This is a genomic window from Fibrobacter sp. UWB3 (assembly GCF_002210405.1).
GTDB lineage: Bacteria > Fibrobacterota > Fibrobacteria > Fibrobacterales > Fibrobacteraceae > Fibrobacter.
In genome coordinates this window covers 59,225-83,243 of the sequence record NZ_MWQJ01000009.1, presented here as the reverse complement: position 1 = coordinate 83,243, position 24,019 = coordinate 59,225, and the positions used below count along the sequence as shown (strand labels likewise).

Here is a 24,019-nt window from a genome sequence, read left to right as displayed (position 1 = left end):
TTATTCTACAGCGGAGCCATTGCTCGGCGTTGCAAAAACGTAACTCGATCCACCCTGTTCGCCGTGCTTGTTTATTCTCAAGTCCACATAGAACGCACGGACATTTTTCTTGTCTGCAATTTCGGGAGTATAGTCCGCATCGAATTCGTAATTGATATCCTGAACTTTTTTCACCGTCAAATTGGAAATATTCAGTGTTCCCTGTTCTGCAAGCGGAGAGAAGAACACAAACGTAAATGCAAGACACGCCTTCACTTCCTGATTTACAGAAAAGCGGAAATTTCGAGTAATATTCGCCGATGTTTCATCATTTGGAGGAGCGAACATAAAATCGTCAAAGCGTTCTATCTTTTCACCTGATTTTGTACGCAATCCAACCGCCAAATGGTCACGCCCCGGGACAATCGTTTGGGAAGCATCCGTAGACGAGAGAATCGGCAACTTAAAGGATATCTCGTACTCCGCCCCTGGCGTAAAAGTCATTTCGGAACACAGTTCCGACCAGCTGCCAGAACCGCTATTTGCCTGAGCGGCATAAAGCTGGTTGATTCTATTCACGGTCGAATAAGCTTCTGCATCGACATCGTAATTTGTAACAAATCCAGAAAGCTTGACCGGATTGCCCCCAAGTTCGGGAGTCAAATTCAAGCGAAGCATTTTTGTGCCGTCATAACGGGAAATCAAGCGAAATTCCGACACATCCCCAGCCGGCGGGAACATCACCTTGCCCGTACTTGCTTCTAGCAATTTGGGCTTCGCCGGCACAACCTTGAAGCGCGACATGTCATTTGCAATCGCCACTTCTGTATTGCCATCCGCAGGGCACGTTGCATCGTCAATTGCACCCGCAGCACTTTCAAGGCGTTTGCAGCGGCGATAAAGCACGCCATCGTGCACGTACCACGAGACAGCCTCGAGCCCTACATATTTACCATCATCGTCATAGCGGATTTTTCTAAAGTACAAACTGTCAAATTCGCCCGTTCCCTTTTGCAAAAAATACGAAGACTTGTCTATTAAAGAAGCATCTGCATTATTTGGGTCCATAAATGCATTTTGGACAACATTGAAAATGCCTGAATATTTTTCAGTTTCGTATTCCTTAGCACCCATTTGTGCGATATCGTCTTTTAACAAACTTGCCACGTTCTCGGCATTCTGGCTTGAGGCCAGCATATTTTGTGTGCGAACGCGAATTTTAGTGCTATCGGTAATAGCTTGCCCTGCAACAAGGACAACAACGCCAAGGATTGCCATATAGACAAGCAATTCCACCAAGGTAAAGCCTGCCTTACGGCTATATTTCGGGCACAAATCACCCACATAGTTAAATATCATACACATTCCAACTTTATCCCACGAAAGTGGAATAATCCAACTCTTTATATTATATGTGAAAAGATAAATTCAAAAAATTGCTAAAAGTTTACGCCTGCGGGATATATGTAAAAAAACATAAAATCAACACTTCTTTAAAAGAATCAAGTCAAGACACGAAAAAACGTTGATTTTCGTCAAATTTTTAGCAAAATCAGACAATAAAAAAGATTTTTTTAACACTTTTGCATACACAAAACTTATCTTTTAGATTAGAAAATATCATCATAATTGCACAATATTGTTGCAATTGTTAAAAAAGGTGTCGCGAGGGTCGAGAATGGAGTTTTTTAGTCGTTTGACAAATAAAGGTACGAATGTACAGATGCAACGAGCATCCGGTTTTACCCTCATCGAGCTGATGGTCTACATAGCCCTTCTTGGAGGCATAGTCCTTATCGCGGGCCAGGCTTTCAGCGACAGCACCAAGATGCGCATGCGCACGCAGAGCATGTTGCAAGCTTCAGAAACCGCAGAGAAAGTGGCCGCCATATTCAAAGCCGATGTCGCACAGACAGGGGCAAAGACCGCCATGGAAGCAGGGGCATCGGAATCTGGGGCTGAATACGGCAACAAGTTCAGCAACATCTACACGAACGTTTACATGGACCCAAACAGCGAAAATAAAGATTCGTCATCTTTTTCTGTAGTGACCAAAAACGGGTTCGACAGCCTTACCATCCGCCGTTTACGTTACGACGAATCCGGCCATTACTCCGCCGTCGAACAAATCGCCTGGTTTGTCCGTGACGGATCGCTTTGGCGCAACTGCAGAATCCTCGAAAAAAAATCGAATCTCCCAGAAGACGACCCTTGTACCGACGGAGCAACATCTGAACCCAACAATATCGAAATGGCATCAGATGTAAGCAAGTTCAAAGTCACACCGGGAAAACCCGGCGTTGTAGGGGACAACGTCCAGCTGTTCCCTGGCGTTGGTGAATCCGAATTCAGGTTTGTCGGTAGAAACGACGGAGACCGCGAAATGCCTATTGTGACCAATGAAGCAGGAGAAACGCACAAAGGCGGAAATACGCAGACCATATCCGGGTTCTTCCAAAACTATGACCAAAGCATGCAAACCATAAAAAGCGAAGGCGCCCGTAAGATCAACGAAGTTATCGCCGTCCGCAACGAGACGTACCCGGATTTTTCGTGGCAGACCCTTTGCGCCAGTGAAGGCAGCAACCTCACATTTGAACCGGACAACGAGTATGAAATTTCATTCGAAATTCTGCCCACAGACGAAAATGCAGATAAAAGCAAGTTATTTGTCCCTGGCGAAGACCACATGGCCGTCGGTTTGAGGAGTCTCGAGACAGGCAACCCCATTACGTATGGCGACCCCGCTATAAAATTTGGAGATTTCGCATTTTTCCCGCCTTTGGGCGTCAAGAGCGAAGGAAGCGGAGAACGCACCATGCGTTTTTCAGTCCCCATTAAGATTACAAAAGCATGTCTCGCATTCACGTTCGCTTGCTATTCTCCTCTCGTTTCACAAGGGAAAATATCCATCTCGAAATTGAAAGTCCTAAAGATACCCAGTGCAAACTACAAATTCGAAAATTACGATTTCGAAGCCAACAAAAGCGACAAGCAGAACGTAAAGGCATTTCTGCTGAGTCTGGATATCAAAAACAGAGGAGAGTCCGGACATGTTGAAATGGTCGTTCCTGCACCGAGCAACGGTCCACGCGATTAGGAGGGTTTATGTTTAAGCAAAAGAATATGAAATCCGGTGTATCTCTTATCACCGTGCTGATGTTTATGCTTATTGCAACAATTGCAGCAACGGCCACCTATAAGTTGCTCACAAGCCAAGGGCGTTCTAGCGTCAGTAGAATGCGGCAACAAGAGGCTTATCAAAGTTCGCAAGCAGGCATCGAAAGCGCCCGAATGTGGATGACCTTCCACGCGAACGATGTCGGCGCATTGATAAAGGCTTTCATTGATGGCGGAAATAAGCCTATAAACCTTGACGCAAGGTTACGCCCGTTGCAACGCGCTGGGCAAAATTACCATGTATGGCTTACGGGCGTGAATACTGAAAAGACCACGTTCAAATTAAAAATCCTTTCATCTGGCGAATCAGGGGACAACACGCAATGGAATGAAGCGGCCATCTTTAACGTAGACGGTTTGTATCGAGTCAGGCTTTTTGAAGAAGAAGAATACAGCGCCATTCCGTTCAGGTACAATTACTTTGGTGGAACAACTCAAACACAAGGCCATATGAAGGCATACTCTTTGCTTGTTAACGGCAATCTCGACAACGGCAGCAACCCTGCATATACGGAAAACGATCTCATTATTACAGGAAACGCCAATGTATCAGGAAGTTCAATCGGTGCAGGCACTACGGCATGCATCGGAGGCAATCTCCTTGCAAACAACGGCGTCCTTGGTAACGACTTCTACGTCGGCGGCAACGCAGCCCACTTCACATTCCCGACAACATCTGAAGCAGCAGGCCTCTATAACGCAAACGTCACAGGTAACGTTTACATTGAAGGTAACCTTGAAGCACCAACCACAGGCGATCAAAAATTCCAGAAGAATCTGACAGTCAACGGCACATGGTATACAAACTTTTCAGCACACGATTCCCGTGTCGCAGGGAACATGTGCCTTGGGGAACACGGCCAGGTTCTCATTAGCGAAAAAAATCCCGCACGAGATTTCCTCGTCGGTGGAAATCTTTGGGCCGAATCGACATACCCCATATGGATTACAAACGGTGAAGACAACGAAGGCGAATACAACAAGATTATTCTAGGAAACAAAAAAGATTCCAAAGTTTACATCAAAAGTGCCCACCCCATTGCAGATTACGTGACACTCAGAAACAACAGAACGTTTATCGAAAAGAACACCTATTATAAAGGATCCAATACTTACGGTTCTCAAGCCAAATGGGATAACAAGACAACCCGCCCATACCCAGATTTAAAGCCCCACATGAAGAACAAAAACGACGCCTACTACCTTTACTACTACAACGGTAAAGGTCAAGATGTCGACTACATCGTTTCAAACGCTGGCGGCTGGGGCTGGGGCGCACAAGCGTATTACGCCAACTATTATGCCGGGAACAAAGTTTTTTACACGCCTCAAATCGGTTATTGGGGATCGTATGGCTACACTGCAGAAAAAAATAACTTCTTGAATTATCAGAACGGCACACCGACAGGCTCGCCATACTGCAAAGCGACTCCAGATAAGTGGCGCCCCGAATGCCGAGTTACCCCGTGGTTTAAATCCCAGGGAACCGTATCGAGCGAAATGCCGGCAAGCCAACCTTTTGAATGCGCCGAATCCGTCAAAACCTATTGTAACAAGCTCTGGAAAAAGAAAGAAGGCTGCGACGGGGCTAGCTACAAAGTCGATGACATTCTCGTCACCGCCTACAATCAGTTTATATCGTACGCAAACAAAGACTGCGACACCGTAAAAACCTGGGGCGACAACATGAGCCGCTACCTCAACAATTGCTACAAAAGAAATACCGAGAATCAAAACAAATACAAAAACAACCTTTACAATGGTTATCAAGTCGTTAAAATTGTAAATCGTGGCGAAATTAAAGATCCTAAAACTCCCTTAAAGGGCAAGTTTATCATTGTCGTGACAGACGCTTTAGGAATGCAAAAATTGCCCCCGACCACGGCCGATTCCTATGTACTCCTCTATCTAGCAGAAGGAGCAAGCTCCACGCTTTTACCAGCAGAAGACAATGGCATATACAATTACTTCATCTACACCAAAAAAGATATTGGCGGGCTACTGTTTAACAATTCTACTTTCAGCGGCTCGGTTTATGCAACCGCAGACAACTGCGCGAAGGTCGGCGATTTCAAAGCACGTTCCTTAGTGTTCAATGAAGATATGATGAACGACTTGTCGGCTAATGCCGTCATCTGCAACGCTTCTGTAGGCGCAAGTTCATGCGGAGGCGCAGCAACGGGAACTTCAGGATCCTCATCGTCTTCCTCAGAATCGACAGAAAAACTATTCGATAGCTATTATATTTCAATGGCTCCGCAATTGGGCGTAAGACTTGAAACCCAGAACAAAAGTTCCGAGACTCCTCCACAAGCAAGTAGCACCAACATAACAGAGCTTTCTCCATCATTCATCGTTCTTCCGCGTATCATTTACCTGCCGAACGACCCCTATGGACAGCTGAGCGACTATTACAACATTCAAACGCTCAACGGCAACGGTACTGCCTTGAGAAAATCAGACGTAAACGTATCTTGTAGCGGGCCAGGAGCGCTGTCTACAACAGGGAACCTCTATTTTGGAACAGCTCTCAGCAGAGGTCTCTACACATGCACCGCGACCGCAAACGGTTACCCCAGCATTCCTTTCTGGGTCCATGTCGGAAAAGACACCCGTGGAACAACAACAATCACATTCGAGAAAGAATCCGAAGAAATGGACGCCGATGACCTGGAAGAAGTCAAGCTCGTCGTCCCTGCACATGCGGCAGAACTTACCGTGAACTTCTATTGCCCTGACGTCGAAAATGAAGCATGGTCCTATGTTTCTCTGGGCGAAAACGTCACGCGCAACGGGATGTCATGCAATCTTAAACTAGCCGCCAACTCTTCAGCAGCCACACCGACGATAGCCACCATAAAAACATCCAATGCCGTGAAAGGAACTCTACTGTTCCAGTTGCTCCCTGGTGAAGGCTACATTCCTGGCTCGCCCTCCTCAACAGAGCTCTACATCGCTTCAAGTGCGCAGTTGAACCGCGAAGAAGCGACATCTACAGACATCAAGGAATATTGCGACAACCATTCTGGCAACTGCCCCTCTAATTACGAAACTTACTGGCCAGACTGTGATGTTTCTGGAGTGTGGGTAGAACCCTCCGGAACATCATTCATCAACTTGGTGGACAATAGCACTTGGGTGATTACCGTTGGCAACACACAAAGCGTAACCCTCGCAGCCACCGGCAGCAACGACTGCGAAACGATTATTCCACAAACAAACAACTCGATTGCGGCAAACGCCGTACAGGCAAACAAGAACTACACCTTGCGAGCAAGCGCCAAGGCCCAAAAAAGAACGTTCACCGTAGGCTTCAAAGGCAATGTGGGATCTAGCAAAAGTCCTATAATAAACTTGTATATCGATAGCAATTACGGTAGCCGAAACGAACAGTGCCGCTACGAAGACGCTAGAAACAATGACGAAACTTCAACAAAGACATGTACATTCTCGATTTTCAAAGGCGAAAGTGTGAAAGCCGCCCTTGAAGACAATGATGACGCCAACGAGTTCAGTTATTGGAAATGTAGCGGCGGAAGTTGTCCAACAACCGACGGAACAAACACGAGTAAGGAATTCGATGCGTTTACGCTTTCAGATGACAACACCGAATTGATTGCATACTTTGGCGAAAACGACAAGCACTGTTTCTTTGACGAGTTCAAGCGCAATAGCGTAGAATGCGGAGACGATGTGCAATACTGCATTGACAAATGCAGCGACAACGACATCTATTCTACATGTACAGGCGCCGTTGACGGGAACAGCTTGTATCCGAACTCCAAATGGCACTTGATTTCGGGTTATTTATCGCAGATTGTCGTCGGCTCCAGTGGTGAAATCCACATCGACAAATCAGCAGTCAAGAAGAAGAAACAATCCGCTAGGAATCCGGTCATGGTCCTTAGCACGGTAAACGCCGGTATCTTAGGCACGCTCAAAGCCTTAATCAACGTACCACGTGTAACAAGTAGCTATGACAACACTTCTGCCAATATCAAAAATTCCGGATTCTTGCTCCGTGCCAACACTTACGGAAATGACTACTTCATGTTGAACCTGTACGAAAACAGCAGTGGCGCTCTCGAAGCTCAGCTCTGGAAAGGCACGACAAGTTTGACATCCACATTGACCAATAGCAATGGATACAAGGCGTATGTGTCCACGTCAAAGATGGTCATGGCGACTATAACCATTACAAATTCAGGGACCATCGAGGTGCGCGCAAATATCGGCGACTTCTATGGCGATTCCTCGACAGAATATGAATGTTCATTCAAGCTTTCGGAGTTCAACAATCCGCTAGCCGATGCCGCCCATGAATACGTCGGTTTTAGCCTCGGCGACCCGAACTTCAAGATTTACGGCATTGGCTGGAAGAGCGCCACTTACAATTCTGAATGCTATGATACCTACCCCACCGTCAAATGCTCGTTTGCAGCAGTAGCAACAGATGGAGTCATCAAAATAGATACGCTCGTTAAACCTTGGGTTGGCCATTCTGGATGGTTCGATTCCAAGGGTTGTACACCGCTCTATTATTACTACAACGGCAATGACAATAACGCCGCCAGCACAACTTGCTCTGGCGAATCCTGCTATGACGGTTACAAGTTCGACAAGAGTGGAATAGGCGCTCACGGCTACACCGAAGCAGGAACCGAATACAAAACAGCAAAAGCATGGCTCGGTAACTGCACAAACGTCGATGAAACCGCCATGGCCTGGGGGGTCACATCCGACAAGGAACGCGCTCATTGCGGTGCTTTCTGGACTGGAGAATTTACGGAGTGCTTAGCGCACCAAGACCTTTTCAGTGGTTCAAAAAGCATCGGAAGCCTTGAAGAAACCATCGTTTTCGAGAACAAGCAAAACCTTAGAGCGGCAACGCTCCACGTAACGCTTGAAAACACCGACAACAACGAAGTGGAAATCTGGTTGGTCAGCGAAAGCGATAACTGGGGCGAATACGATCACGAAAGCCATTCTGTCAGCATGAGCGGAACAACAGGATCGTTCAACATCATGCAAGAATTTGCTACAGGTTCAAACGGTTTCGACCCTGAAAACGTAAAACAGATTGTCTTGAAAAATCACGGTTCTACAAGTGTTACGGTAACATCGATTACAAGCACTTGCGCCAAAGCCATCGGCATAACCTACTGTAAAGCGGAATACGATGGTGACAATTGGAACGTGACAACACAGGTGACAAACAAGGACAAGAGCCTAATTTCAAAACAACAGATTACGGCAACTGTCGACGGCTCTACCCTCATTAATCAAACTAAAGATGCCACAGGTAACGATGGTATTGTATGGAATGGCGACATGGCAACACTCAGCATTCCTGATCCAACCGTTTACAGTCATCAGGGGAAATCGTACGTCTTTAACGCAACAATCACAGGAACATCCGGCCAAACATTCTCAAAGCAATGCTCGGTCTCTCCGGACCCTATTGGACTCATCGGCGTTGATTGCTCGGTCGTTAGCGCTGTAGCAAGCGGAGCAAGATTCCCGACATTTAACGTCAACTTCAGCGGATGCCCAGGCAACGGCTGCGGCTACGAGATTTATTTGGACAACGGATACACTCCGTTTGCAACAGGAACGGAAAAGACTGCCGCTCGCCATTCCGCAAACCAAAACGAATCTTGCAATACGACCGAAGGTTGTGAACACACTTACACAGTGAAGAGCACCGCAAACCCTGCACTTTTTGACGATTGCAGCGCAAGTTTCAAAGTTCAAAGAAACGCAGAAGACCTTCCCCCAATAGTAACGTGCGGAATTTCAACAAGCCCGACCGACTTCACCTATGATCCGGTATCCGTTTCGGACAACGTGTATTTCCTTGCTCGAAACAACGAAAGTGTTGATAAGCAATATACAGTTACGCTGAAAAGAGGCGATTCACAAGTAGGCACAGCAACATTGAGCAACTGGTCTGGCTTAACGAATATTAAGGATTTGGGAAAGCTTGCCGCCGGAGACTACACTTACAGCCTTTACTACAATAACGAAAAGATTTGCGATGCTCCTGTTACAGTGAACGAAGAATCAGGCGCTTGCCACATATCAGGAAACTTGTACGAAGGACAAGTGATTTCGATGAACGTGTCAGGAGTCAATGGAATTACTCAGTACATATGGACATTAAACGGTGATAGCAAAACGATAGACTGTAATCAAAATAATTGTAGGAACAACACAAGAAACGCTCCTACAACTCCAGGGACTTACAGCTACTCCGTGACAAGGGGTGCACATACTTTGTGCACAGGGAACGTGACTATAGAATCAATACTTTCATGCTCTGTGAACCCGACGACAGTAAACAAGGACCAAACTTACACATTCAGAGCAACCAAAGCTTCTGCAATAAACAGCTGCTGGAGTTGCGAGTTTAAAATTGATGGAGAAAAACAAGTTCCTCCATACAATCCACAGCCTGATACCGATATTGAAAAAACAGCAAGCAGTGAAGGAAATAAAACACTTTCGCTCAATTGCACTTGTGATAACGCAAGCACATCCTGCTCTACACAATTAGAAGTGACAAAGACCAAGCCTGTATTTAGTTGCGCAGACAATATAAAGGCAACCGTAAATAGCGATAACAACGTTAAGATTAGGCTCACAGGAATTACAGGATGCGATGATTCTGACTGTGATTATTTAATTGCAGGAACTGGCGCCGATGGAACATATCACAGTAGCTGTTCAAATTCAAATTGCACATTGCAAGCAGTTACAAATAAAAGCAAATCAAAAAATGACACGGCAATTTACATGGTTACGTTAAAGAACTCTGTTGGTCAAGAAACAAAGTATTGCAGTGTGTCATTCGTTGAAGGAGCAACCTGTAATTGCGCACAATACTGTGGAGCAGGCTGCGAAAGCAATGTTACAACGGGAAATGTTTCAAATGGTAGTTTCACAGGTTGTGTGTTCTTTACATCTGCAACAAGAATTAATGTCAACAAAGGCGACGCATGGACTATCAACGGATGGCATGAAGATGTTGAGCCATCTAATAATGGTTGTTGGGACAATTCAACTAATTGTGCAAACTTCCTAAACTCAAAAAACATCACTAAAGCTGATGGTGGATATTATTTCCACGGCAACGGCATTTGGGTTGAACTGCAAACATCCGGTTCTAACCCCTGCGATGGTTCCGGTGGCAGCGGAGGCTCTGGAGGCAGCGGAGGCTCTGGAGGCAGCGAAACAGTAACCGTAGTATCAAGTAAAGACAGCAAATTCGAATTGAATAACGGAACAAATACAGTTGAAATAAAATCAGGATTAAGCAATCCTAGTGGTTGTCAATTTGCCTGTGACAATGGAGGAACATCCTCATTTACGGTCGACATTGGATCAAACCACTTATCAGGAAACTGGAGTGCATCAGGCTCTATCGACCTAAATAACTGCAAGGAGGGCGCCACGGTATCAGTGGTTCTGAACGCATCAGCATCGAACTGCCATTTCAACTGGTGGTAATGACTTTTCTCACCAAGCTCCCCCGCCGGGGAGCTTTTTTTGCATTTACTCGTGCAAGAAATGCACTATTTTTCTAAATTTCGCCGTACTATGAGTGAAGCTATTAACAATGTCAAGCAGGCCTTTGATGCAGAACTTGCACAAACGGACCTCACCAATCAAGAAGCGGTCAATAATCTCCGCGTAAAGTACCTCGGCAAGAAGGGCGCCGTCACGGACCTCATGAAGCAGATGGGTTCGCTCAGCGCCGAAGAACGCCCGGCTTACGGCAAGCTCGTGAACGAACTGAAGGTTGCCGTCTCTGAAGCTATCGACAAGGCAATCGAAACCGCAAACGAAGCCGCTCTCCAGAAGAAGCTCGCTAGCGGCGCTGTCGATATCACGCTCCCGGGTACCGGCATCGCTGCCGGTTCTACGCATCCGCTGTACGACGTCCGCGAAGAAATCATCGACTTCTTTGCACAGATGGGTTTTGATGTGGACTTCGGTCGCGACATCGAAACGGATTGGTACAACTTTGAAGCTCTCAACACTCCGCCTGACCATCCGAGCCGCGACATGCAGGACACGTTCTACGTGGACAACAAGGTCATGCTCCGCACGCACACGTCAGGCACCCAGATTCACTACATGGAAACGCACAAGCCGCCTTTCCGCATGATTGCTCCGGGCCACGTGTTCCGCGTCGATAACGATGCTACCCACGCTCCGATGTTCCAGCAGTGCGAAGGTCTTGTCGTTGACGAAAACATTAGCTTCGCCGACCTCAAGGGCGTGCTCCAGGTGTTCATGAACAAACTCTTTGGCGCAGGCGTCAAGACTCGCTTCCGTCCGAGCTTCTTCCCGTTCACGGAACCGTCTGCAGAAATGGACGTGAGCTGCGTGTTCTGCGGAGGCAAGGGCTGCCGTCGTTGCAAGGGCACGGGCTGGATGGAAATCGGTGGTTGCGGCTCTGTGGACCCGAACGTGTTCAAGAACTGCGGCATCGACTCTGAAAAGTTCACTGGCTTTGCATTCGGTTTCGGTCTCGACCGTATCGCCATGCTCCGTCACGAGATTCCGGAAATCGGCCTCTTGACCGCCAACGATCAGAGATTCCTGAGCCAGTTCTAGTTTAGACGAAAGATTAAAAAAGCGAACCGTTGAGGTTCGCTTTTTTCGTTTTTACAAAGGTGATCCCGGAACGGAGTCCGGGATGACAAAGCAAGAAAGGCGGACCACAAGGCCCGCCTTTCTAAGCATTCTACAGCCCACTACTAAGAGCGCTTGTAGTCGTCCTGCATGCGGATGATGTCGTCTTCACCGGTGTATTCGCCGACCTGGACTTCAACAATCACGAGCGGGAGCTTACCTTCGTTCTGCAAGCGGTGAACCGTTCCAGAAGGAATGTAAGTCGATTCGTTCGGACGCACGTAGAACACCTTGTCGCCAACAGTGCATGTAGCCGTACCGCTCACAACGACCCAATGTTCCGAACGGTGCAAATGCTTCTGCAGCGAGAGGCGTTCGCCTGGACGCACAACGATTCGTTTCATCTTGTAGCGATCCGTCGATTCAAGTACGGAGTACGTACCCCACGGGCGATTAACCGTCTGCGGGACCTTCGGCAAGTCAGAGCCGCGAGCCTTGAGTTCGTCCACGACTTTCTTGACCTTCTGGCTGCTAGCAAGAGGAGCGACCAAAAGAGCATCCGGCGTATCGACAATGAGCATGTTGTCCAAATCAATCGTGCAAATCTGGCGCTGGCCGCCGAGCACGAGAGAATTCTTGGAACCGATAGCCAAGTGCTTTGCGTTCACGTTGTTGCCATTTTCGTCATGGTCGAATTCCCCGTAGAGAGAATCGAAAGCGCCGAGGTCAGACCAGCCGATATCACTCGGCACAACCTTCACCTTGGCAGACTTTTCCATCACGGCGTAGTCAATCGAATTCGAAGGAATGTTCATCATGTCTTCGTGGTCAACACGGATGAGCGAATCCTTGTTTTCTTTCTTGGCGTTCGCAAAAGCGATCTTTGCAGCGGTCAAGATATCCGGAGAATACGTTGCAAGTTCATCAAGGAAAGTCGATGCCTTGAAGCAGAAGATACCGCTATTCCAGAAGAATCTTCCAGAAGCGACATACTTCTTTGCAGTTTCCAAATCCGGCTTTTCGACAAAGCGCTTGACATCGTCACCATTGGCTTCAATGTAACCGTAACCGGTTTCCGGACCCGTCGGCGTAATGCCAAACGTCACCATAAAGCCTTTCTTTGCAAATTCTTCGGCCTTGCGCAAGCATTCTTCGTACGCTTCAGCCTTGCGAATCACATGGTCCGACGGAGATACAAGAACAATATCGTTCGGGTCAAGACCAAGGCAAGCAAGAGCGATTGCCGGAGCCGTATTGCGGCCCACAGGTTCGAGAAGGAAGCGAACATCATTAGCGCCCACTTCTTCGAGCTGATCTTTAGCCAAAAAATACTGTTCTGCATTGCTCACGATGTACTGTGCGCTGCAAATACGAGAATTTGTCTTAACCGTACGCTGGAACAGGGACGCACCGTCAAAGAGACGGGCGAACTGTTTCGGCATGAGGGAGCGGCTAATCGGCCAAAGGCGCGTTCCACTGCCACCACACAAAATCAGGTTGATCATAACTTTACCCTATTTATTATTTCCAGCCTTCGTTATGAATTCTCTGGACATAGTAGAACATATTCGTACCAGTATTAGCCGTATTGACGGTCGGCATAATCAAGCTGAGAAGACGGTTCCACGTTGCAATACCAGAAGCATCGACGTAAACAATGTCACGCGGATTCATATCAAAGCGGTCAGCCATTGCAAGTGCCATAGCATTCTTAGCATCCAGCTGGTAAATATCGATCTGCTTTTCCGAAGTGTTTCTGATAACATAGATATCCTTCGAAGAAGCGTTCATGGCATTGATGCCACCAGAAGCGGCGAGAGCTTCGGCCAAGGAGAGGTTGTGATCCATACGGACAATGCCACTCCTATTCACTTCACCAAGCACATAGACCTTTCTATCACGTTCCGTGTCAGCCTTCAAAGGCACAAACACCTGGTCACCCGGTTTCACAAGGATATGGTCAATAGCGACATTTTCCTTGAATGCACGAACGTAGTCAATGGTATAAATCTTTTCACCACGACGAATCTGAACAAACGCCGGGTCAGCACTTTCATTAAAACCGCCCACGTCTGCAATCACATCGGGAAGGGTCATCGGGTTTTCATCAAACTTCACATAACCCGGTCTATTCACAGCACCCGTGACAAAAGCCTTGCGGCTGTGGTAACCCGTCACGCGGACATCGACCTGCGGGTCATTAAGAATCTTGTCCGAGAGGCGCTTGGTGATTTCCTTACGGAGTTCCTGGGCGGTAAGGCCAGCAACCTTAAGTTCGCCTGCGTACGGATAAAAAAGCGTACCTTCGGTAGTCACCTTCTGACCAGCCGGCTGGTACTGGCCCATCGGAGATGTCAATTCCGGATGTTCCCAGACAACCACTTGCACCTGATCCAGAGGTCCAATCCTGTATTCCAAGTCAGGAAGAGTGTCCACCATCAATTCTTCCAACTTACCTTCCGAGGGATTTGCAGCGACCTGTACCGGTTCGCCCATATCACCCTTTTCAATGGAATGCAACTTGAAAGTAATTCCATTATAGGTTGTGGAATCCGAAGGGAGATCCATTCGCATTTGAGGAGCTGCAAAGCAACCGCTCAAAACCATAGCGGCTACTCCACAAAGACCTATACCAATTTTATTCATACGTTACCTTTTTAGAATTATTTTGCGGCTTCACTTTGCCTAATCTTTTCAACCCAATACGGAGTCAACTTGGAAATAAAATTCCAGGCCAACACATAAGCATTTTCAGGCCTTCTGTACGGGTCAGGAATATCGACCTGGCGAGATTCACCATAGCGGAAAACCTTACCTTCAAGCCAAGGATATTTGTGCAAAAGTTCTCTTTTATGGCCATTTTCCATCACCAAAACCAAGTCGGCCCATTTGAGGATATCCAAATTGATTTGGCGTGCTCGGTGTGCACTCATGTCTATGCCATGTTGCAACGCAATTTTCTGGGAAATTTCGTGAGCGGGATTATCGACCAAAGCACCGAGACCGGCACTCATCACATTGAAGCCCGGACCGAGTTCTTTCTTCAAAAGATACTCCCCTGTTGGGCTACGGCAGATGTTTCCAGTACAAACGACAAGAATATTCTTCATGATATGTAAATAATAGAAAAATAAGTTTACATTCTAAAGGTCAAAAGCGAATCCAAGGTCCTTGAGGAGCGGATTCTTGGTATCCTTTTCGGAAAGGAGCGGTTCAAAGCCATCGCCCACCGGCCACTTGATGCCAACAGCCGGGTCATTCCAGAAAAGACCACCTTCGTCATTCGGAGCATAGAATCGTGTGCACTTGTAGACAAATGCAGCCGTTTCAGAAAGCACCACGAAACCATGAGCAAAACCTTCAGGAATGTAGAACTGCTTCTTGTTTTCGGCGGAGAGCGTGACGCCCACCCACTTGCCAAAAGTCTTGCTGTTCTTGCGAAGGTCCACGGCCACGTCAAAGACTTCACCTTCAATCACGCGGACGAGTTTGCCCTGCGGATTCTGTTTCTGGAAGTGAAGACCGCGGAGAACACCCTTGCGCGAACGGGATTCGTTATCTTGAACAAAATCTACATCAATGCCACCTTCGGCAAAGTCGCGCTTGCTGTAGGTTTCCATAAAGTAACCGCGAGCGTCGCCAAACACAGTCGGTTCAATAATTTTGACGCCTTCGATTTCTGTATTAATGAAATTAAACTTTCCCATTATCTATTTCCGTACATTTTTTCGTAATACTTTTCGTAGTCGCCGCTGGTGATGTTGTCGAGCCATTCCTGGTTGTCCAAGTACCAGCGTACAGTCTTTTCGATGCCTTCTTCGAACTGCAACGACGGTTCCCAGCCGAGTTCCTTCTGGAGCTTGGTGGAGTCGATGGCGTAGCGGGCGTCGTGGCCCAGGCGGTCCGTCACATACGTGATGAGGTTCAGGTCTTCGCCTTCGGCGCGGCCAAGGAGCTTATCGACAGTCTTGATAACAACCTTGATGATGTCGATGTTCTTCCATTCGTTGAAGCCACCGATGTTGTAAGTTTCAGCAATCTTTCCATTGTGGAAAATCACGTCAATTGCACGGGCATGGTCTTCAACAAAGAGCCAGTCGCGAACGTTTTCGCCCTTGCCGTAAACCGGGAGCGGTTTCTTGTGGCGGATGTTGTTGATAAAAAGCGGGATGAGCTTTTCAGGGAACTGGTATGGGCCATAGTTGTTGGAGCAGTTCGTGACGATCGTCGGCATGCCGTAAGTGTCGTGGAACGCACGCACGAAGTGGTCGGAGCCAGCCTTCGATGCAGAATACGGGCTGTGCGGAGTGTACTTCGTCGTTTCGTAGAAGAAGTCGTCACCGTAGGCCAAATGGTGTTCCGAACTAGAAGCCGTAGTCGTGAACGGAGGCGTGATGCCTTCCGGGTGGTTCATCTTGAGAGCACCGTAAACTTCGTCGGTCGAAATGTGATAAAAACGCTTGCCTTCGTACTTTTCCGGGAGGCTTTCCCAGTAAAGCTTTGCAGCCTGGAGAAGGGAGAGAGTTCCCATGACGTTCGTGCGGGCAAAAGTGAACGGGTCCTTGATGGAGCGGTCCACATGGCTTTCAGCTGCGAGATGGATGATGCCATCAACTTTTTCATCTTGCATGAGCTTGTAGAAAGCGTCAAAGTCGCAAATGTCCATCTTCACGAACTTGTAGTTCGGCTTGCCTTCGACATCCTTCAAGTTTGCGAGGTTGCCCGCATACGTGAGCTTGTCGAGGTTGATAATATTGTATTCAGGATACTTGTTGACAAACAGGCGAACGACATGGCTTCCAATAAAGCCTGCACCGCCCGTAATCACAATTGAACGTTTCATGCATTTCTCCAATTATTCAGGAACAATATAGAAAAGAACAAATGCGAGATAAAAAAGAACCCGGCAAAGAAAGCCGAGTTCCTTGTGATAATGAGGAGTCTAGCAAAAACCAGAAACAGCAGGGCTTAGTGCCAATGATAATAGCAAGGGTTCTGACCAGGCATCCAGTCTATGCAGCGATTATTCATAATATTATCTTGAGCCTGCAAGAGATACTTTTGATAAACCAAGCCAGCAGTATAATCATTCAGAGGACCCGAATAATGCGTTACACCGAAGACATCTTCATTCGGTGCGCCCTGATTCCAAACAACGCCAACGGCCGTCACAGTAGCAATACCACCAACAGGAACATTATTCAGATTTGATGTACGCGTTTTCACATCCTTAGCAGTACTATGAGGATTCATGGGGTCAATCGGAGTTAAGCCAATACCATTTACGAAGTCGGCAGAATGTTTAGCGCAAGAATATCCATATGTTGCATTAGCATCAAATTCACAATAAGCAACAGCTACTGTAAGAACATTAGCCACAGTAGGAACCGGGCCATAAGCCAACGAGTATGCGCCAACACCATGAGCACCTTCTGCATATGTATTTACATCAATCGCAAAGCCAGGGTATTCATGGCGAACCATACCCTGCCAAAGTCCCTGCTCGAAATAATTCTTAGCCAAGAAGTTCTGATTCTGAGCTTCCTTTTTCACTTCATTGGTAGAAGCAACAGAGTTATCAAGACCTGCATCAGAGCAGCCCATCATAGCCAATGCCAAAACGGCAGCAGATATAGTAACTTTTTTCATATTTATCTCCTTTCATAAAAAAAGCCACATACAAAATAAACTAATATTACTTTACTTTCAAGACATAGTCTATATAATACACCTAAATTTTTAGATAAATTATTTTAACAAAATAACTTTTACTTACAAAAGAGTATACAAGCTAAACAAAATCACAATAAATTCATAGATTTTATAGTTTTAACAAAAAGAACCCAGCAAGCAAGCCGAGTTCTTCAAATCAAATGACAGAAAACTTATTTCTAGGGTGGTATCGCTAGCGCATATCAATAGTCCCCGTAAACAAGGCATTATTTCCTTGACTTACAGACAAAATCAAGCCCATTTTTCCAAGAATTTCGTCATTTACAACCATTTCGGAGCCATCCATCGCTCTTTCGAGCAACAGACTACCGATCGGCGAGAATACTCTGACAATTTTCCGGCCTTTTTGCGGGGCATAGACATAAATGGACCCGTTTTTCGCGCTTACGCGGACTCCCTGAGCCACAATTTTCGTCGAAATGCCCACAAGAGCTTCACTGGAGCTAGATTCAACTTCTTCGGAAGAAGACGATTTCACAGAAGAGCTGGACCATTCAATCGTCGGGCAAGTCGAGGCGTTCATACAGACATTAAACAGAACATATTCATGGTCTCCGGATTCCTTGATGCTCGAAAGTGCGATATTCGCATTCTTTCCATCCCAAAAAACGAACTTGTTGAATTCCGTCACCTTGCCACTACCCGGGAAAGGGTCACTCGACGAGCCGTACCCACTCGTTCTGGGAACGGCCTCAATAACATCCGCATGCATGTGGTCGCCATTAGAATTAATTTCATTGTCGCTCCAAACACTTGCATCATAATCAATATGCCATATCAACATTCCTGAATTCGGGAGATCGACATCCCACCCTTTTTTCGAACGATATTCAAGGTAATACGCCTCATCAGGATTGTTCGGATTCGTAACGCTATAAGCCACATTTTCGTCAATCTTATCCAAACGCAACGGCCCGCTTTCCCCGAGTTCCACAGGAGTGAGCCAGCCCATCGACATTTTTTCGAATGTCGAATAAAGCACTGGAGCACAGCAAGTCACGCGATCGGAATTGCTGGGGCAAAGGTTATCCCCATACGCCATAACGCTCCAATAGCCAGCGGATTCACGGCCACTATTTTTACCTGAATCATACCAGTCCATCAAGCCAAGGAGATGGCTAAACTCGTGGACAAAGACTCCAATACCTTCCAAGGCGGTTGTTGAATGGTCGTAGGCATACGCATTGCTAGAGATTTCGTTCGCGCAAGAGTAGTAGTTGATGCGCCTATCCTCGGACCAAAGCGGTCCAAGCAAGCGCCCCATGTGAGGCCAAACTGCCTGAGTCACGCCCGGCCGCAAAGCCGAGCTCAAAAGCAACTAGAACAACGATGTCGACAAATTAGTAGTGAATCTTTCCTTCGGCGACCTTCTTGAGATGCTGGCCGTAAGGCGACTTGCCGTACTTTGCAGCAGATTCCAAAAGTTTTTCTTTGCTAATCCAGCCGTTCTTATATGCAATTTCTTCAACGGCAGAAATCTGGATACCCTGGCGGTTTTCGACCATCTTCACGAACTCGCCCGCTTCGATGAGGCTATCCATCGTGCCGGTATCAAGCCAAGCAAAACCACGACCGAGGAGTTTCACGTCGAGTTCGCCCTTGTCGAGATACGTCTTGTTGAGGTCAGTAATTTCAAGTTCGCCACGAGCACTCGGTTTTTGCACCTTGGCAAATCCAGCCACGCGGTTGTCATAGAAGTAAAGGCCAGTAATGGCGTAATTGCTCTTCGGTTCCTTCGGCTTTTCTTCGACAGAAATTACCTTGCCCTGGTCGTCAAATTCCACAACGCCAAAACGTTCCGGGTCTTCGACGTAATAACCGAACACGCTTGCACGGCCGTTTTCTTCGGCATTTTTAACGGCAGCCTTCAAAAGCTGGCTAAAGCCGTTTCCGTAGAAGATGTTATCGCCGAGAACCATCGCGCAGCAATCGTCGCCAATGAATTCTTCGCCCAAAATGAAAGCCTGGGCAAGTCCATCTGGGCTTGGCTGCACCTTGTAACTCAAGTTGAGCCCCATCGCAGAGCCGTCACCAAGCAAACGTTCAAAGTTCGGCAAATCCGTGGGAGTCGAGATAATGAGAATGTCACGAATGCCCGCCAACATCAAAGTCGAGAGCGGGTAATAAATCATCGGCTTGTCATAGACCGGCAAAAGCTGCTTCGATGTGACCATCGTAAGCGGATACAGACGAGTGCCGGATCCCCCAGCAAGTACGATTCCTTTCATAACAAATCTCCTTACATTCGAAAATAGAAAACTTCTTACGATTAATATTATCTTTGAGCCATTATGGCAGAGCAAAACAAGCGGATTCTTAAAGAATTTTTGAATGAACTGATTGAAAAGTTCAATGGACACCGTTCCGACATTTCGTCCGAAGACGTTTTGGAACAATTTATGGCGTGGGCAGAAGCCCGTGGGACAACGTTGTACCCAGCGCAAGAAGAAGCCATTTTGGAACTTTTGGACGGCAAGAATGTCATCCTCAATACGCCGACGGGTAGCGGTAAGTCCATGGTCGCATTGGCGCTCCATTTCGATAGCCTTGTACACAACCGCCGTAGCGTTTATACCTGCCCCATCAAGGCGCTCGTGAACGAAAAGTGGATGGCGCTCTGCAAGGAATTCGGCGCCGAAAACGTCGGGCTTTCGACCGGTGATGCAACCGTCAACCGCGACGCCCCTATCATCTGCTGCACGGCCGAAATTCTTTCGAACATGGCGCTCTGCGAAGGCGAAACGCTCACCATCACAGACATCGTGATGGACGAGTTCCATTATTACAGCGACAAGGAACGCGGTGTCGCTTGGCAAGTTCCGCTTTTGACACTCCCGCAATCGAGATTCCTCTTGATGAGTGCTACCGTTGGCGCTACAGAATTTTTCGAACGCGACATGACCAAGCACACGGGCCGCGAGTCCGTGACGGTCCGTTCCACGCAACGCCCGGTGCCGCTCGACTTTAGCTACAGCACCACCGAAATTTCGACCGAAGTGCAAAAGCTTGTGAACGAGGGAAAGGCTCCTGTTTACGTTGTTCACTTCACGCAGGCCGCAGCGGCAAGCAATGCGCAAAACTTTATGAGTCTTGACCTCTGCACCAAAGAAGAAAAAGTCAAGATTAACGAGGCGATTAAGGAAGTCCGTTTTGCAAGCCCGTATGGTCCGGATGTCAAGCGTTGGCTCAAGCAGGGCATCGGACTCCACCACGCAGGGCTTTTGCCGAAGTACCGCATTCTTTGCGAAAAGCTCGCCCAGCAAGGTTTGCTCAAGGTCATTTGCGGCACAGACACGCTCGGCGTGGGCGTGAACGTTCCAATCCGCACAGTCCTTTTCACACAGCTCTGCAAGTACAGCGGCGACAAGACCGCCATTTTGACCGCTCGCGACTTTCACCAGATTGCAGGCCGCGCAGGCCGTAAAGGTTTTGACAATGTCGGCTACGTGGTCGCACAAGCGCCAGAGCATGTCATCGAAAATCTGAAACTCGAAGCGAAGTCGCGTACGACAGGCAAAAAATTCCAGAAGAGGAAACCGCCTGAGCACGGTTACATTCCGTTTGACGAAAACACGTTCAAGCGTTTGATTGAATCCGCACCGGAACCGCTGACATCAAGCTTCCAGGTGAACCACGGAATGCTTTTGAACATCTTGAGCCGCCCGACGGACGGTTGCCGCGCTATGCGAGCACTCCTCAAGGATTGCCACGAAAGTGCTGCCAGCAAGAAGCAATTGCAGCACCGCGCATTTTTGCTGTTCAGGAGTCTCGTCGAAAAAAAGATTATCGAATTCGTGCCCGCTGTAGCGCCGGGTTACAGCCACTTGCGCGTGAACATGGATTTGCAAGATGACTTTTCCATGAACCAGCCGCTTTCGCTGTACCTGCTCGACACACTTCCGAAGCTCGACAAAGATTCGCCGGAATACGCGCTCGATGTGATTACCTTGTGCGAAAGCATCCTCGAGAATCCCGATGCCATTTTACGCATCCAGCAGAGCAAGGCTCGCGATGCCCGCATGAACGAACTCAAGGCGCAAGGCATGGAATACAACCAGCGCCTCGAAGAGCTTGAAAAAGTCGAATACCCGAAACCGCTGCGTGATTTTATTTACGACACGTTCGATGCTTTTGCCGACATTCATCCGTGGGTGGACGAAAACATTGAACCCAAGTCCATTGTGCGCGAGATGTTCGAGAATTTCACGACATTTAGCGGTTATGTGAAGCAGTACAACTTGCAGCGCATGGAAGCGATTTTGCTTCGCCATTTAAACGGCGTTTACAAAGTGCTTTCGCAGACCGTGCCTGACGGCTACAAGAACGAAGAACTCTTGGAAATGCAGGACTACCTCGGCGAAATGATCCGCCGCGTGGACTCCAGTTTGCTCGAAGAATGGGAAAAGATGGCGCACCCGGAAGATTACCAGAAGCGCTTGGACGAAGGCGCTTCCGAAGACGAAGTCGAAAAGGCTTTCGGTGCAGACAAGGCTGCCGCTGACATCACTTATGACAAGAAGCGTTTCCTCAACATGGTTCGCCAGCGCATTTTCCAGATTATGATGAGTTTGCAAAAGCAGGACTTTTCGGATGTTCTGGACAGCCTCGCCGACGACCTTGCCGAAGGCGAACTTTTAGCGGATGATGAAGGTACCCCGTGGACAGAAAAACGGCTCATCGAAACGATGGCCGCCTACACTGCCGAGCATCACAAGTTCCGCATGGACGTGGAAGGTCGCGCTCTCAGCCATACCATCGTCACGTACGAAGGGAACATTATGCAGATACAGCAAATGCTCCAGGACGAAGAAGGATTCAACGACTGGAGCATTGATTTCACGGTCAATCTTGACGAAAGCCGAGAAGCCGGAATGCCATTGTTAAAGCTTGCTAGAATCGGCGAAGTTTAAACCTCGCCGGCAAATTCAAAGCCAGCTTCTTCGACGGCGGTCTTTAAAGAGTCCATGTCGATATCATCATCGTCGTGCCATTCCACGTGCAACGACTTGCTCGCGACATCGGCTTCGGCAAATACAACTCCATCAAGCGGGCGAACCGCTTTTTCGACGCACGCTTTGCAGTGGCTGCAATTCATGCCGTTCACGCGATACGTTTTAGAGACAGGCTCGGAATGCGCCAAGGTCGCTGAGCCTGCCGAAGCGCCGTGATGATGGTCATGTTCGCCGTGTTCATGGCATCCACAAGATTCGCCGCATTCGCAATGGTCATGATCGTGATCGTCCTCGCAAGAGTCAGCGCACTTGCAAGAATCTCCGCAACCGCAACCACAGCCGCAATGACCGTCACAGCCCTTGTGCGCAAACTTTGCATACAACATGAATGCAGCCAAGAGTCCAGCGCAAACGTAATCGAACACGCCTAAAGCCTCGTGCCCATGACAATCCGCAGCACCTTGCGGGAGCATCGCCGAGAGGAACGTATCCATAAAGAACGTATCGACGATAAAGCCAAAGAACATCGCACCAAACGCAATCGAGAACAAGTAAGCAGCGAGCGTACGCTTGCCAAAAGCCTTACCGACCACAAGCATCGAAGCGATACTCGTTGCAGGTCCAGCCATCAAAAGCACAAGAGCAGCACCCGGAGTAATTCCCTTTGCCACAAGCGCAAGTGCAAGCGGGATGGATCCCGTAGCGCACGTGTACATCGGCATTGCCAAAAGCAACACACAAACCATGCAAAGAATCGGGTATTCACGCAGTGCAAGGAACAGTTCATTCGGAACAAATGCAGAAATCAGCGCACCAAGCACAAGGCCAATCATGAGCCACTTGCTCACATCGCCCACCATGTTCACAAGGCCATAGCGGAACGTCTCTTTAATCTTTCCCGTGAAGGTCCCTGAGCCTGCCGAAGGGCCGCCGCATTCACAGTGTTCATGGTCATCGTCACAGCAACAACCGCAATGTTCGTGGTCGTGATGATGGTCGCCACATTCGCAATGATCGTCATCATCGTGGTCATGATGGTGTTCATGATGATGTTCGTGTTTTGCCGAATCGCCATGCGCACCCACAGCAGCATTCCCCGCAGATTCGCCGAGATCAATTTCTCCGCGAGTTGCAAAATTCGTCAGCACACCGCCAAACAAAGCCGTTACAAACGCTGCCACCGGACGCAAAATAGCGAACGGGAGTCCCAGCAACGAATAAGTCGCCAAGATGGAATCTACTCCCGTCGCAGGAGTCGAAATCAAGAAACTCACGCTAGCGCCCTTGCTTGCGCCTTCCTTGCGGATTGCAATCGAAGTCGGAATCACGCCGCAGCTACAAATCGGAAGCGGAACGCCAAAAATTGCCGCCCAAAGCACCGATGCAAAATTCGACTTTGCAATTTTAGGCACATACAAATGATTCGGCACCCAAACATGCAAAATTCCCGCGAGCAAAAAGCCAAGCAACAAAAACGGAGCCATCTCCGAAAAAAGCGTGATAAACTCCCAGACAAAATCAGTAACATAGTTCAT

Annotated in this window: 14 protein-coding genes; 4 read left to right on the top strand and 10 right to left on the bottom strand. The window is 48.0% G+C overall.

The window, feature by feature from the left end; all coding sequences use genetic code 11:
* Nucleotides 1-1,338: a type II secretion system protein J gene (locus tag B7991_RS10910; protein ID WP_159462322.1), complete on the bottom strand. Its 1,338-nt coding sequence runs from the start codon at nt 1,336-1,338 to the stop codon at nt 1-3.
* A gap of 319 nt (nt 1,339-1,657) precedes the next feature.
* Between B7991_RS10910 and B7991_RS10905 the strand changes: the two genes are divergently transcribed.
* The 3 genes from B7991_RS10905 (at nt 1,658) to pheS (ending at nt 11,781) form a co-directional block, all read left to right on the top strand.
* A complete protein-coding gene (locus B7991_RS10905) occupies nt 1,658-3,079 on the top strand; it encodes a type II secretion system protein J (RefSeq protein WP_088630843.1) in 1,422 nt (473 codons plus the stop codon).
* An 8-nt stretch (nt 3,080-3,087) separates the two neighbouring features.
* The gene (locus tag B7991_RS10900; protein ID WP_088630842.1) at nt 3,088-10,668 is read left to right on the top strand and encodes a pilus assembly PilX N-terminal domain-containing protein; all 7,581 of its coding nucleotides are present in this window, start codon (nt 3,088-3,090) and stop codon (nt 10,666-10,668) included.
* Nucleotides 10,669-10,758: 90 nt separating this feature from the next.
* The gene (gene pheS / locus B7991_RS10895) at nt 10,759-11,781 is read left to right on the top strand and encodes a phenylalanine--tRNA ligase subunit alpha (RefSeq protein WP_088630841.1); all 1,023 of its coding nucleotides are present in this window, start codon (nt 10,759-10,761) and stop codon (nt 11,779-11,781) included.
* A gap of 143 nt (nt 11,782-11,924) precedes the next feature.
* On the opposite strand, the gene B7991_RS10890 is transcribed toward pheS, so the two are convergent.
* The 8 genes from B7991_RS10890 to rfbA all read right to left on the bottom strand — a co-directional run bounded on the left by B7991_RS10890 (nt 11,925) and on the right by rfbA (nt 19,760).
* Nucleotides 11,925-13,304 carry a mannose-1-phosphate guanylyltransferase/mannose-6-phosphate isomerase gene (locus B7991_RS10890; RefSeq protein ID WP_088630840.1) on the bottom strand — a complete coding sequence of 460 codons (1,380 nt, stop codon included), beginning with the start codon at nt 13,302-13,304 and terminating at the stop codon, nt 11,925-11,927.
* A gap of 16 nt (nt 13,305-13,320) precedes the next feature.
* Complete coding sequence (locus tag B7991_RS10885; protein WP_088630839.1) at nt 13,321-14,445, bottom strand: polysaccharide biosynthesis/export family protein; 1,125 nt, start codon at nt 14,443-14,445, stop codon at nt 13,321-13,323.
* A gap of 17 nt (nt 14,446-14,462) precedes the next feature.
* On the bottom strand, nt 14,463-14,909 hold the full coding sequence (locus B7991_RS10880; RefSeq protein ID WP_088630838.1) for a low molecular weight protein-tyrosine-phosphatase: 447 nt from the start codon (nt 14,907-14,909) through the stop codon (nt 14,463-14,465).
* Between the two features lie 33 nt (nt 14,910-14,942).
* A complete protein-coding gene (rfbC, locus tag B7991_RS10875; protein ID WP_088630837.1) occupies nt 14,943-15,506 on the bottom strand; it encodes a dTDP-4-dehydrorhamnose 3,5-epimerase in 564 nt (187 codons plus the stop codon).
* Complete coding sequence (locus B7991_RS10870) at nt 15,506-16,642, bottom strand: dTDP-glucose 4,6-dehydratase (protein WP_085492208.1); 1,137 nt, start codon at nt 16,640-16,642, stop codon at nt 15,506-15,508. Before B7991_RS10870 ends, rfbC begins: the two co-directional genes overlap by 1 nt.
* 125 nt (nt 16,643-16,767) lie before the next feature.
* Entirely contained in the window at nt 16,768-17,448 is a 681-nt protein-coding gene (locus B7991_RS10865) for a hypothetical protein (RefSeq protein WP_088630836.1), read from the bottom strand.
* A 256-nt stretch (nt 17,449-17,704) separates the two neighbouring features.
* Nucleotides 17,705-18,820 (bottom strand): immune inhibitor A domain-containing protein, encoded by a 1,116-nt coding sequence (locus tag B7991_RS10860; RefSeq protein WP_141099870.1) that lies wholly within the window; start codon nt 18,818-18,820, stop codon nt 17,705-17,707.
* 52 nt (nt 18,821-18,872) lie between these two features.
* Nucleotides 18,873-19,760 (bottom strand): glucose-1-phosphate thymidylyltransferase RfbA, encoded by an 888-nt coding sequence (rfbA, locus tag B7991_RS10855; RefSeq protein WP_088630834.1) that lies wholly within the window; start codon nt 19,758-19,760, stop codon nt 18,873-18,875.
* Nucleotides 19,761-19,823: 63 nt separating this feature from the next.
* Here rfbA and B7991_RS10850 point away from each other — a divergent pair, with 63 nt between their 5' ends.
* Entirely contained in the window at nt 19,824-22,442 is a 2,619-nt protein-coding gene (locus B7991_RS10850; protein ID WP_088630833.1) for an RNA helicase, read from the top strand.
* Here the strand turns inward: B7991_RS10850 and B7991_RS10845 are convergent.
* Nucleotides 22,439-24,019 (bottom strand): SO_0444 family Cu/Zn efflux transporter, encoded by a 1,581-nt coding sequence (locus B7991_RS10845; RefSeq protein ID WP_088630832.1) that lies wholly within the window; start codon nt 24,017-24,019, stop codon nt 22,439-22,441. The genes B7991_RS10850 and B7991_RS10845 overlap by 4 nt on opposite strands.

Coding starts and splice junctions, on each gene's coding strand:
- B7991_RS10850 (WP_088630833.1), top strand. CDS start 19,824: ATGGCAGAGCAAAACAAGCGGATTCTTAAAGAATTTTTGAATGAACTG.
- rfbA (WP_088630834.1), bottom strand. CDS start 19,760: ATGAAAGGAATCGTACTTGCTGGGGGATCCGGCACTCGTCTGTATCCG.
- B7991_RS10900 (WP_088630842.1), top strand. CDS start 3,088: ATGTTTAAGCAAAAGAATATGAAATCCGGTGTATCTCTTATCACCGTG.
- B7991_RS10890 (WP_088630840.1), bottom strand. CDS start 13,304: ATGATCAACCTGATTTTGTGTGGTGGCAGTGGAACGCGCCTTTGGCCG.
- B7991_RS10865 (WP_088630836.1), bottom strand. CDS start 17,448: ATGAAAAAAGTTACTATATCTGCTGCCGTTTTGGCATTGGCTATGATG.
- B7991_RS10870 (WP_085492208.1), bottom strand. CDS start 16,642: ATGAAACGTTCAATTGTGATTACGGGCGGTGCAGGCTTTATTGGAAGC.
- pheS (WP_088630841.1), top strand. CDS start 10,759: ATGAGTGAAGCTATTAACAATGTCAAGCAGGCCTTTGATGCAGAACTT.
- rfbC (WP_088630837.1), bottom strand. CDS start 15,506: ATGGGAAAGTTTAATTTCATTAATACAGAAATCGAAGGCGTCAAAATT.
- B7991_RS10885 (WP_088630839.1), bottom strand. CDS start 14,445: ATGAATAAAATTGGTATAGGTCTTTGTGGAGTAGCCGCTATGGTTTTG.
- B7991_RS10845 (WP_088630832.1), bottom strand. CDS start 24,019: ATGAACTATGTTACTGATTTTGTCTGGGAGTTTATCACGCTTTTTTCG.
- B7991_RS10905 (WP_088630843.1), top strand. CDS start 1,658: ATGGAGTTTTTTAGTCGTTTGACAAATAAAGGTACGAATGTACAGATG.
- B7991_RS10910 (WP_159462322.1), bottom strand. CDS start 1,338: ATGATATTTAACTATGTGGGTGATTTGTGCCCGAAATATAGCCGTAAG.
- B7991_RS10880 (WP_088630838.1), bottom strand. CDS start 14,909: ATGAAGAATATTCTTGTCGTTTGTACTGGAAACATCTGCCGTAGCCCA.